Annotated in this window: 8 protein-coding genes; 5 read left to right on the forward strand and 3 right to left on the reverse strand. The window is 42.3% G+C overall.

Annotated features, from left to right (window positions below):
* The first annotated feature begins 90 nt into the window (after positions 1-90).
* A complete protein-coding gene (locus ACTXGH_RS03660; RefSeq protein WP_439295580.1) occupies positions 91-2310 on the forward strand; it encodes an NADP-dependent isocitrate dehydrogenase in 2220 nt (739 codons plus the stop codon).
* 142 nt (positions 2311-2452) lie between these two features.
* Here the strand turns inward: ACTXGH_RS03660 and icd are convergent, their stop codons facing one another.
* Positions 2453-3712 (reverse strand): NADP-dependent isocitrate dehydrogenase, encoded by a 1260-nt coding sequence (gene icd, locus ACTXGH_RS03665; RefSeq protein ID WP_439295579.1) that lies wholly within the window; start codon positions 3710-3712, stop codon positions 2453-2455.
* 401 nt (positions 3713-4113) lie between these two features.
* Between icd and ACTXGH_RS03670 the strand changes: the two genes are divergently transcribed.
* Both ACTXGH_RS03670 and copM read left to right on the forward strand, forming a co-directional pair.
* On the forward strand, positions 4114-4728 hold the full coding sequence (locus tag ACTXGH_RS03670) for a pseudouridine synthase (RefSeq protein WP_439295578.1): 615 nt from the start codon (positions 4114-4116) through the stop codon (positions 4726-4728).
* A gap of 172 nt (positions 4729-4900) precedes the next feature.
* Positions 4901-5713, forward strand: coding sequence for a CopM family metallochaperone (gene copM / locus ACTXGH_RS03675; protein WP_439295577.1), 813 nt, complete (start codon positions 4901-4903; stop codon positions 5711-5713).
* Positions 5714-5715: 2 nt separating this feature from the next.
* On the opposite strand, the gene ACTXGH_RS03680 is transcribed toward copM, so the two are convergent.
* Positions 5716-7719 carry a M61 family metallopeptidase gene (locus ACTXGH_RS03680; protein ID WP_439295576.1) on the reverse strand — a complete coding sequence of 668 codons (2004 nt, stop codon included), beginning with the start codon at positions 7717-7719 and terminating at the stop codon, positions 5716-5718.
* 474 nt (positions 7720-8193) lie between these two features.
* Between ACTXGH_RS03680 and ACTXGH_RS03685 the strand changes: the two genes are divergently transcribed.
* Entirely contained in the window at positions 8194-8679 is a 486-nt protein-coding gene (locus ACTXGH_RS03685) for an FKBP-type peptidyl-prolyl cis-trans isomerase (protein WP_299218235.1), read from the forward strand.
* A gap of 487 nt (positions 8680-9166) precedes the next feature.
* Here ACTXGH_RS03685 and ACTXGH_RS03690 read toward each other — a convergent pair whose 3' ends face one another.
* Complete coding sequence (locus ACTXGH_RS03690) at positions 9167-11395, reverse strand: carboxy terminal-processing peptidase (protein WP_439295575.1); 2229 nt, start codon at positions 11393-11395, stop codon at positions 9167-9169.
* 486 nt (positions 11396-11881) lie between these two features.
* On the opposite strand from ACTXGH_RS03690, the gene nagZ reads away from it, so the two are divergent.
* Positions 11882-12967: a beta-N-acetylhexosaminidase gene (gene nagZ, locus ACTXGH_RS03695; RefSeq protein WP_439262843.1), complete on the forward strand. Its 1086-nt coding sequence runs from the start codon at positions 11882-11884 to the stop codon at positions 12965-12967.
* Positions 12968-13008 lie beyond the last annotated feature (41 nt).

Raw genomic sequence — 13008 nt, forward strand, 5'->3', positions numbered from 1 at the left:
TAGCATTTAGCATTTAGCATTTAGCATTTAGCATTTAAAATAATACTAAGCCTTATTATTAACTACCGACTAAAGGATTACCCTACTAAAATGTCAAAAATTATTTATACAAAAACTGATGAAGCCCCAGCGCTAGCAACTCTGTCGTTCTTACCTATTGTTAAGGCTTTTACACAGACGGCAGGGATTGCTGTTGAGACCAGCGATATTTCTGTTGCTGCCCGAGTATTGGCTGAATTTCCTGAATACTTAAATGAAGAGCAACGCGTTCCTGACAATTTGGCTGAGCTTGGTCGCCTAACACAAGAACCTGATACCAATATTATCAAACTACCTAACATCAGTGCCTCTGTGCAACAGTTGAAAGCGGTAATCAAAGAGCTACAAAGCAAAGGCTACGCGATACCCAATTTTCCAGAAGATCCTCAAACGGATGAAGAAAAAGAGCTGCGTAAGCGTTTTGGTAAAGCGCTGGGTAGTGCAGTAAACCCTGTACTGCGTGAAGGTAACTCAGATCGCCGTGCACCAAAGGCTGTCAAAAACTATGCTCGCAAACATCCGCACTCTATGGGTGAATGGAAGCAATGGTCAAGCACGCACGTATCGCACATGCACGGCGGTGACTTTTATGATGGTGAGCAGTCTATAACATTAGATAAAGCTCGCACTGTCCGCATGGAATTGTCGCTCGATGACGGTACTAAAAAAGTCTTAAAACCTGAAATTGCGTTGCAAGACAAAGAAGTCATCGATTTGATGGTCATGAGTAAAGATGCACTGCTAGAGTTTTATGAGCGTGAAATGGAAGACTGCCGCGAAGCTGGTATTTTGTTCTCATTGCACGTAAAAGCCACCATGATGAAAGTTTCTCACCCTATCGTCTTTGGTCATGCAGTAAGAATCTACTATAAAGAAGCCTTTGAAAAACATGGCGCGTGTTTTGATGAGTTAGGCATCAACGTCAACAACGGCATGGCTGATCTATACGATAAAATTTCAGTATTACCAGCATCGAAGCGTGAAGAGATTGAGCAGGACTTACATGCCTGTCAAGAGCATCGCCCGCGTCTGGCCATGGTCGACTCTGCAAAAGGTATTACCAACTTCCATTCTCCAAGCGACATTATCGTAGATGCTTCTATGCCTGCTATGATTCGTAATGGCGGTAAAATGTGGGGCGCCGATGGCAAATTATACGATTGCAAAGCCGTTATGCCTGAGTCTACTTTTGCTCGTATCTATCAAGAAATGATTAATTTTTGCAAATGGCATGGTAATTTTGATCCAACGACGATGGGTACTGTCCCTAATGTCGGCCTTATGGCTCAAAAAGCTGAAGAGTATGGCTCGCATGATAAGACCTTTGAATCTAGCGATACAGGTATGGCACGTATTGTCGATATTGACACCGACGAAGTCTTGCTCGAAAAAGACGTCAAAAAGGGTGATATCTGGCGCATGTGTCAAACCAAAGACTTACCGATTCAAGACTGGGTGAAACTTGCTGTACGCCGCGCACGTGAATCAAATACGCCTGTTATCTTTTGGCTAGATCCATATCGTCCGCACGAAAACGAGCTCATCAAAAAGGTTAATATGTACTTAAAAGACCATGATACTGATGGCTTACATATTGAGATCATGTCACAGGTTCGTGCGATGCGTTATACCTTAGAGCGCGTGGCGCGTGGTCTGGATACTATTTCTGCGACTGGTAATATCTTACGTGATTATCTAACAGACTTATTCCCTATCTTAGAGTTGGGCACGAGCGCAAAAATGCTTTCAGTTGTACCTTTAATGAAGGGTGGCGGTCTGTTTGAAACGGGTGCCGGTGGTTCTGCTCCAAAGCACGTCGAGCAGCTGGTAGAAGAAAACCATCTACGTTGGGATTCGTTGGGAGAGTTTTTAGCCTTAACTGAGTCTTTGGAGCATTTGGCCAAAAACGATAACAATACCAAAGCACAGGTATTGGCAGATACGCTTGATAAAGCGACAGAAAAACTGCTATTGAATGACAAATCACCATCACGCAAAACAGGTGAGTTAGATAACCGTGGTAGTCACTTCTATCTGGCTATGTACTGGGCTGAAGAGCTTGCGGCACAAGAGCAAGACAGCGAGCTAAAAGAGAAATTCTCTAAATTTGCGCAAAGTCTTGAGAGTCAAGAAGACGCTATCGTTAAAGAGTTCAATGACGCTCAAGGTAAATCTGTAGATATCGATGGCTACTATTTTGCCGATGAAAAGTTGGCTGAGCAGGCGATGCGCCCTAGCACAACATTCAACGAAGCTATCAATTCGTTATAAGTACGTAATTGGTTAAAATAACAACACCCCAACGGTCTAAGATCGTTGGGGTGTTTTTTTCGGTTTAAGAAATTAGTGAAACAAAGAATCACTATGTAGCGTTATAAGCAACGCAGGTTTAAAGCTGACGTTCCATGAACTTTTAAGCGCTCATATGCTTGATGACTGCTGCACCGAACTCCGAGGTACTAAGTAAGGTAGCCTTTGGCATCAAGCGCTCAAAATCATAAGTCACTGTCTTATTAGCAATCGCACCTTTTATACCTTCAATAATCAGGTCTGCTGCTTCAACCCAGCCCATATCACGTAACATCATCTCAGCTGACAGTATTAACGACCCTGGATTTACTTTGTTTTGACCTGCATACTTTGGCGCAGTACCATGAGTGGCCTCATAAACAGAAACAGCGCCGCCTTTATTCGCGCCTGGTGCGATACCAATACCGCCAACTTCTGCTGCCAGTGCATCAGAGATATAGTCCCCGTTTAAGTTTAGTGTTGCCACCACTGAGTAATCTGCAGGACGCATTAGTATTTGCTGTAAGAATGCATCGGCGATGACGTCTTTAATGACAATCTCATTACCTGTTTTGGGATTCTTCATTGTCATCCAAGGACCGCCATCTAACAACTCGGCGCCAAAACGCTCCGCAGCTAACTCATAGCCCCACTCTTTAAATGCACCTTCGGTAAACTTCATAATGTTGCCTTTATGCACTAAGGTTACATTTGGCAAGTCATTATCGATAGCATGCTGGATGGCTTTGCGCACTAGGCGCTGTGTGCCTTCTTTTGATACAGGCTTGATACCGATACCGCAGTCTTCAGGGAAGCGTATTTTATCGACACCCATCTCATTTTGTAAGAAGTCGATGACCTTTTTGGCATCTTCACTACCCGCTTTCCATTCAATACCAGCGTAGATATCTTCTGAGTTTTCACGGAAGATGACCATATTGGTCAATTCAGGATGTTGGACTGGACTTGGGACACCCTCAAACCAACGTACTGGACGCTGACAGACATATAAGTCAAGCTCTTGACGTACTGCAACATTTAATGAACGAAAACCGCCGCCAACTGGTGTGGTTAATGGACCTTTGATACTGATGACATAGTCTTTTAAGACATCTAATGTCTCGCTTGGCAAGTAGTCACCTTCGTAGATTTTGGCAGCTTTTTCACCAAGGTAGGCCTCCATCCAGATGATTGATTTTTTGCCATGGTAGGCTTTGTCTACAGCAGCATTGACCACCTTTATCATGACAGGCGTGATATCTATACCGATACCATCACCTTCAACGAATGGAATAATGGGATTATTAGGAACGTTTAACGACAAATCAGCGTTGACTGTCACTTTTTCTCCGTCTCTTGGTACGATAACCTTGTTATAAGACATAAATAAAATTCCTTGATTATGTGTTAGGGTTCTCAGGCCCATTGATCACTTTGTTATGTGACAAATATTTGCTATAAATATTTCAATTACTAGCACTACAAACACCTTTATCCAATCATGGTTTTGTAATTGAGATTAGCTAACATGATGTTTGTTTAGTATGCTATTGACTCAATATTCCTTTCGTTTTGTCTGACTATGTTGAACGCTTATCAACTGGTATATTTATAATATGATGGCTGTTCATGCTTAGTACATACTTAGTATAAGTAAAGAATAGTGCCTATTTTAACATCTATTCTCAAACGGTTTGGTTTCAAAATGTCAGACGATAATAGGTAGCGCAGTCTTCCTTTGTATCACATAAAATCTTTTCTTTTTTGTTTGGATATATTTGCCTTATGTCAACCTCAAGCCTTGTTTTATTTAACAAACCTTACGGAGTACAAAGTCAGTTTCGTGACGATAGTAACAATGACCATACTACGTTATCTGAATACTTCACTGACAAGTCTTTGAGAGTGGCTGGTCGATTGGACGCGACTTCAGAAGGCTTACTTATTTTGACAAGTGATGGACGGATAAACAAAGCCATCACGCATCCACCAAAGGCCAATGATGGGCACAAACAAGGTAAAACTTACTTGGTACAAGTTGAGGGTATCCCAACTCCTGAGCAACTACGTCAGCTTGTAACAGGTGTTGTTTTAAAAGACGGTAAGACGCTGCCTGCTAAAGTCAAACATCTAAACGAAGACGAATTACCGATGCCTCTTTGGGCACGTAACCCGCCTATTCGCGAGCGTAAAAGCGTCCCTGACTCCTGGCTAATGCTGACCATTTACGAAGGGAAAAACCGTCAAGTACGTCGTATGACAGCGCATGTTGGCCTGCCTTGCTTGCGCTTAATCAGATGGTCAGTGGCTGGGTTTGAATTGGGCGATCTAGGTGTTGGTGAGTTTGTACGTATTCACTTAAGTAAAGAGCGCTGTCAGCAGTTAGGTATCATAAAGTAATAGAACACAGGTTGTAGCAAATTTGCTGCTGACATTTAAAACGTTAGCGACTCGAATTAGCAAGACTAATCTGCTAATATCCATTATTTGTTGTGTTTTAGCCAAATGGTTTGTCAATTTATTTATTCATTCATTTGACTGACTAGCGGCTTATTTATGTTAAGGACATATCATGGCTTCTTATCGTTATCCTCTTCCTGCTATAGCTATTAGTGTTACAACGCTACTTGTGCTTAGTGCTTGCCAGCCAATCACTGAAAACTCAGAAAGTACAGTCCTTCAAAACGATGAGACAACGACCATAGAAGAGGTTGTAGCACCTTCAACTCAAGCAACTGAACAAGCAACCAAGGTAGATGAAACGATTGATGGGCATGCAGGTCATCATATGCCAGATGCAGCTATGAGCGCTGATGATGTACAAATGAGCGATATGCTCAAAGATTACAGTAAGTCGATGGCAAGAATGCATGATGAGATGATGATCGGGATGAATTATAATGATCCGGATACTGCATTTGCCAAAGGCATGCTTGGACACCATCGCGGTGCCTTAGATATGGCAAAAACTGAGCTTAAATACGGTACTGATGAGACTATGCGTAAGCTTGCGCAAGACATTATAGACTCACAGCAAGTTGAGATTGATACTATAAATAAGTGGCTTGCCAGTCATCCTGATGCCGCTAAACCCAAACCTGATACTCAAGCAATGCAGCAAGCCTATGCTAAGGGTATGGAAACTATGCATGGGGAGATGACACTTGGCATCGCAGACCCGATGCCTGATATGGCATTCGCTCGCGGGATGCTGCCACATCATATAGGTGCAGTAGATATGGCAATGGTGCAGATGAAGTATGGTAAAGATACAGAAATGCGTCAGCTTGCACAGCAGATCATTGATACACAGCAGCGTGAAATTGAGCTGATGCAAGATTGGATTGCTCTGCAAGAGATCGATAATAACGAGCTCAATCAATAGCCTTACTTTTGATAACGCTCTATGCCATCAAGCCACATTTGCCAAGCCGGAACAGTCTGTTGACGCGCTCCGTCTTGCTCTTGCGAGCTGTCTGTTTTAGCCAACCGTAAATTTATCTTATGTGGAAATGCTTGTTCCACTCTATCTTGACCTTGCATGATCACGTTAGGCAATACGGTGACACACATCAGCTCATCACGGCGGAATAGATGACAAGTAACTTTATGCTGAGCGTTACTTAAAGCTGTTAGTTGTTTACTATCAGCCTTGATACCATCGATAGCGATAATGACATCATGAGCTGATATTCCAGCCTTTGCTGCAGCGCTACTACGTTGTACCCGATTGATTTCTAGACCTGCTGGTGTCTCAGTGTAACGTATGCCCCAAGGTATCTTTTTATCGGCTGTTTCTTTGACACCATCATGAATGGTAATTCCATTGTCAGTAAGCAAGCGCTCAAGAGGCAACTCCTCCACCCCATTGACATAACGGCGCTCAAAGTCTTCCCAGTCTGCTATTGGCATAAACTGACCGATCACCGTACCCATATCAGCACTACTGATACCAATGCGCTTATTGTCCTTTTGCTTGGCCTGCTCATAAAACGCTTTCACCACATCGAATAGGCGGTAGCGACCAGCGCTTTTTTGCTGTAGCGTCAAGTCTAAGCAAAGAGCGACTAATGCGCCTTTGTTGTAATAACTGATCCCTGCATTGCCAGTATTTTCGTCGCTACGATAAAGCTTAATCCACGCATCAAAGCTTGATTCCGCGACACTTTGGTACGCTCGTCCATCTGTCTGATAGTAGCGATTAATTTGTTCAGCTAATAGTTTGAGATAACTTGCTTTATCAATTACCCCTGAGGCTTGCAGCATAAAATCATCAATGTAAGAGGTAAAACCTTCAAACACCCAAAGTAGCGGTGTGAATACTTCTTTGCGCAAATCAACCTCTAGCATCACATCTGGGCGTACGGTCTTGACCCACCACGAATGAAAGTACTCATGGCTACATAAACCCAAAAAGCGCTGATAGTCGCTACTTGGTATCTTAGGCTCATCAAAACTTGGTAAGTCACGGCGCGGGGTGATCAGGCTGGTAGAGTTGATATGCTCAAGGCCACCATAATCTTGACCACTGGCGTAAGTCATAAAGGTATAGTCATCAAACGGCGCATCACCCAGCCAATTGACATACGTCTGACAAATCTGCGTCACATCTTGCTGCAAGCGCCCCATGTTGGCGTTGTGTTTGCCAGAGATAAAAAATCGATGACTCAATGTCTGATGCATATCGTCTTGAACGATAAAGTTAAATGATGTTTGAGCGGCAATCTCAAAAGGATGATCTATCAGCTCATAGTAACTGTCTGCTAGTAAACTATAGCTATGCTTACCATGACCATCTTGCGCATCAACGTGTAGATGCGTGGCCTCAAGACCGCATGCCAGTGTGATATCACTATCATCATTAGTCGTCAGATTCTGCTCTGCTAAAAATGTGGCTGGTACGATAAGGCTTACCTGTACTGGTTTTCTCTCTTGTCCTTCTACAGCCAAGGCAAGCGACGTAAAATTTCCATACAAACGCTGCTGGTCGACATAGGCAGTACGCACTGATAAGTCATAACAATAAACTTCATAATGGACGCTTAGCAGCTGCCCAGCTTCAACCTGTGGTAGTTGCCATGTATTTTTATCAATCTTATTAGCACGTTGTTTGAAAGAGCTGGCACCACTATGTTCTTTACTTTCTTGATTCTCTATTCGGTAATAAACTGCCGTAATATTACGAGCAAACTCACGCATCAAATAGCTGCCTGGTATCCATGCTGGCAACCATAAGCGCGGTGATGCTGTATCTGCTATAAAGCTTAGCGTAACATCGACTAAATGCTCAAAAAAGCGGTCAAAATCGAGCTGATAGCTAATATCAGTAGTAAGTTTTGGTGCAGACTGATGATTTGATGAGCGGTTTTGTGATAAGGATAGAGTTGTCATATTAGATACTTATTATGGTGTTTAACGTTATGGTAGAAGCCTCAAGTGCAAAACGCAACCAATAAGCAATGAGTAATATGATCAATGCATCTTAAAATGAATACAGAGTGATTGAGACGGTGAATAAAACAATGACTGAGGTAAATTTTTTAACTCTTGTCTGGCAAAACGTAAAGTTAACGAGACAAAGTGGTATCAGTAGCGCATCAACACGCTTGCCCTGTGTTTATTTTAAGCTGACTGATATAGTAAAAATTGAATAAATTTCATGAATATTGGCATTTTTTATGTTTTTTGCCTTGAAAGTTATTATTACCATCTCAATTAAAGATGCTAACTGTTAAAGTTACTTTTATAAGTTTAAATAAACTGACGATAATTGACTAATGATATGGCTTTTGGCTTACTGATTGGCTTTTTTAGGTTTATTGCAACCGCATCTAATTTTTTACATAGATATATTTAGGATAATTTATGACTACTATCGCAAAAGACACTGCCGTCAAATTTAATTACACGCTAAAAGACGACGAAGGCAACATTCTTGACCAGTCACCAGAAGGTCAACCGCTTGCTTATTTGCATGGCCATAGCAACATTATTCCAGGCCTTGAGCAGCAGCTAGAAGGTAAATCTGCTGGCGAAAAAGTTAATGCAGTCGTTGAACCTGCTGATGGCTACGGCGAATACCAAGAGCAAGCAGTACAGCACGTGCCACGTGATAACTTTCAAGGTGTTGACGATATCCAGCCTGGTATGCAGTTTCAGTCAGAAGCTGGTGGCCAAGTTATGTTAGTGACGGTTACTGAAGTATCTGATGATCAAGTGACTGTTGATGCCAACCATCCACTAGCTGGCAAGCGTTTAACGTTTGATGTAGAAATTCAAGAAGTACGTGCAGCAACTGAAGACGAACTCAACCACGGCCATGTACATGGCGCAGGTGGCGTTGAGCACTAATCTATCATAAATGAGATAGAACGTTGAACAATGAGTAGTAAACATTACTTATTGTTTAAACCAAAAAAACCAGTAGCGATGTCTACTGGTTTTTTTTGGTCTAAACGATAAGAGTAGTTGTCTTTGAACATTATCGTAAAAAAGATGTTATGGATGTCTTGGAAATAAAACCATTCCCTTTCAAACGTAATAAAACCGCACAACGACAAGCGCTATGCGGTTTCTATCACCAACCATCCTTGTTTACGTTATGCTATACCCAATCCCAAGACATAGTATAACTGTTAGGCATCCAGCCTTATCATCCGTAATGAGCAATCCATCCCTGAAACAATTTATAAACAACCTACAAATACCAATCCCTAGTATTAAACATAGTATCGTCAAACTGTGCACTGGGTCTATAATCGCAGATTGCCCCTCGCTTAGTAAGAGGTTGAAACGACATTGTCTGTAAGCATATGCTTACAGACAATGTTCAAGGTATTTAAGGCTCTATTGTTGTTTGCAGTTTTTCTTTAGGACTGGGCGTCGCTTTTGGATCAGCGCTTAGCATTAAATAAGCCGCCTCGCTGATAAAAGCTTCGTCCTCTGGTAGCTGCGGACGTTCATCAACTTTCATTTTGCTGCGCTCTTCAAATTTTGCATCCATGGCTGCTTGATAAGTATCCCAATTGGCATATGGACTCTTACCTGTCGCTATTAAACGTTTATTCTCAGCTTGCAATGAGCGCTGCTCAATCAACTCCATCTTCGCTCGGCGACTATTTATATCCAAATCAATGGGCTTTTTTTCATCATCCATATCGCGTATGTCATTTAGAGTAGATAGATAAACAAACTGCGGATTTTGCTGTTGACGTATTTTCGATTGCTGGTTCAAGGTGGCAAGCGTGTCTGAAGCAAACTTACCTTCAGGCTTATATGCCGCTGTTTTGATAGTATCCCATGGTAGCGCTTTTTTCTGTGCGCGCTCACCAAAGGTAGCATCATCATATATATTTACCAACTCTACATCAGGTACAACCCCTTTATTCTGTGTACTACCCCCTGTAATACGATAAAACTTACGCTGAGTTAATGTTGCAGAACCCAGCGCTAGATTATCCAACTGAATCTGTGCAGAGCCTTTACCTGTCGTTGTGCTACCAACCACCAAACCTCGTCCATAGTCCTGAATAGCTGCCGCAAAAATCTCACTAGCAGAAGCTGAAGCTAAGTTTGTGAGCACCACTAACTTGCCATCATATAGCTGTTTGCCACCATCATCATCGCGATACACTTGAACATTGCCACGGTTATCACGTATTTGTACTAATGGCCCACCTTTGATAAATAACCCTAGCATCTTTGCTACTTCATCCAAAGAGCCGCCTGGATTGTTACGCAGATCCACCACCAGACCATCGATATTTTCTTTATTTAGGGCTTTGATTGCCTTTTCAGTATCAACACTGACACTACGATAATCTTCACCATTGCGCCGCGCACGATAGTTCAAATAAAAGCTTGGTATCTCAAGCACACCAATGCGTTTTGGCGTGTCATCAATGTTAGGACGTTGTACCTCTACGATACGGTGCGTGACTCCTGATTCTTCTTGCTCGATAATGTCACGTACGACTGTAATAGTACGAGCACTCGCCTCTGGTGTATTGGGCTGACGCACTTTTAGAGTCACTGAAGTCCCACGTTTACCGCGAATCAAACCGACAATCTCACGCGTTGACCAGCCGACCACATCGATCATGGTTTTGCCATCTTCAGCGATACCGATGATGAGATCGTTGGGTTTGATTTGACCCGTTTTGGCCGCAGGCCCACCATCGACTAAAGTGACGATACGTGTATAATCTGGGTTTTTACGATCTGGACGAATAGAGACCCCGATTCCTTCTAGCTGTAAGCTTGACTGAATCTGTAGCTCAGTCGCCTGAATAGGCGCATAATAGTTACTATGTGGATCGTAAGTGAGCATGGCAGTATTGAGTACTGTCTCCATAATCTCATCGTCTTTTAGACGTGACATCTGCCCTTGTTGGCGCGACAAACGATTTAATAAAATCTCACTTGGCGTACGCTGATCATCACGTACTAAATCTTGACCACGAGTAATGTCAGGGTTATCTAAAAATATCTGCTCTTTGCCTTTTTCACTTTCCTTACCTAAAGAGATACTTATTAACTGAAATTTTAACTGACGTGCCCAATAATCACGCTGTGCTTTTTTGGTTTTAAAATGTTCAAGCTTCTCTCGGTCAAGAATGATGGTCTCATCACTTGTCAAATCAAGATCCGTTTTGAGCATTCTTGTGGCCATATCGAAGTACTCATTTGAGCGTTTGCGATAACGCTCAAAAATATCGATACCAGCAGATAGATCACCGCGCTTGAGTCGATTGCCAAATTCGCTTGCATATTTCTTTTCGAATTCATCAACATCAGATTGCAAAAACAACGTATGATTTGGGTCTAGATTATCAATGTACATAGACAAAATTTCACTGCCCATTTCACTATCAAGTGGTTGGTTCAAATAATGACTGCGGTCTAATAGTGCCGCGACTTGCCTAGTTGTAATTTTTTGTTCAGGAGTTTGGACAAACCCTTCAGTACCAGTATCTGCTACTGCTGTACCATAGCTTTGTGTCAGAATAAGCCCAGCTACGCCAACTGACGCTGCGCTGAGTAACCACTGTGCTGGTTGTTTTTTCATTATGTGTACCTGGTTGTTTTAAGTGATAAAATGCCTAAAATGTGTCTTAAATTGTCCTATCAATATGTCTTAAACGGGTTTGTTACTATAGAATACTTTGCGTTCAATATTAGCATGGTCATTGGCTTACAACTGTCTCAAACTGTATAAACAATCTTACACGCTACGTCTTTACATACCAAACTTTCTATCGTCTTTATTGTACGTGCTATCATATTTATAGTAATGGTTTGATCAACGCCAGTTATACAACTTAAGTTGTGGTAATAATTCTATACTTAAATGGTAGCGATGATAAATATACTAACAGCTGTATCTGCTAAATTAACATAGGTCTGATAAGCGACAACTGGCATAATAGGTTGATAGAAAAAGGCAGTTTTCACCCATGCTGCTTTAATGATGTCATCATCAAACCAATAATATCAATAACCAGTCATTATCAAAACTCATAATATAAGTGCACAGCACTCTAAGGATCTTGCCATGTATGGTGTGTTAATGATCGATATCGGTAGCACCGCATTGACAAATGAAGACATCAGTTTACTAGAACAAGCCCAAGTTGGTGGCGTAATTTTGTTTGCACGTAACATCGTCGATGCCGCACAAGTACGCGCGCTATGTGACGATATTCGCTATCATAACCCTGATATTCTCATCGGTGTCGATCAAGAAGGGGGGCGCGTTGCTCGGTTACGTAATGGGTTTACACCAATACCCGCTATGGGTAAGCTTGGTGAGTTGTTTGATCATCATTCAACTGAGGCGCTAAGCTGCGCCTATGATTGTGGTTATTTGATGGCTGCTGAAGTATTAGCAGTGGGGGTTGACCTCAGTTTTGCACCAGTACTTGATAGAGATGGCATTAGTCAAGTAATCGGTGACCGTAGCTTTCATAAAGATCCGCAAGTGATCGTCGCTTTGGCCACACAGTTTATGCGTGGTATGAGAGCGGCTGGTATGGCAACCACAGGCAAGCATTTCCCTGGTCACGGCGCTATCGCTCCTGACTCTCATGTGGCAGAAGCCATTGATGATCGCAGCCTTGATGAAATACTAGCCACTGATATGCAGCCTTTTGCCCAGACATTACCATGGCTCGATGCACTGATGCCAGCGCATGTGATATTTTCGCAAGTAGATGATAAACCTGCAGGTTTTTCCAAGGTTTGGTTGCAAGACATCATTCGTGATCAGCTCAAATTCGATGGTGTTTTATTTTCTGATGATTTATGTATGGCAGGCGCACAAGCGGCTGGCGACATTAGCGACCGTGTACGTGCAGCCATCAAAGCCGGTTGTGATATTGCTCTAGTATGCAATGATCGCATTGCAGCTCATGAAGCGGCCAAGGTTGCTCAAGAACTGCCCTACCCTAACCAAAGCCGCCTCAAAACTATGTGTGGACAGGTACCGTCATGGCAAGGAGATTTAAAATCGACCTGCCAGCAGTTTGAATATTGGCAGCAAGCTAAGGAGAATGTTCTAAAGACGTTTTTTAATGCTCAATCTGATTTTTCGCTACCCCAAAGTGAATATAAGGAACTAGACCCAACTGACTACAGATAAATAGTTTTGGTAGTTAAGTAGTTTTTATCGTCTTTGAGGAC

It is taken from the genome of Psychrobacter sp. 1Y10 (genome assembly GCF_052259005.1).
Taxonomy (GTDB): Bacteria; Pseudomonadota; Gammaproteobacteria; order Pseudomonadales; family Moraxellaceae; genus Psychrobacter; species Psychrobacter saeujeotis.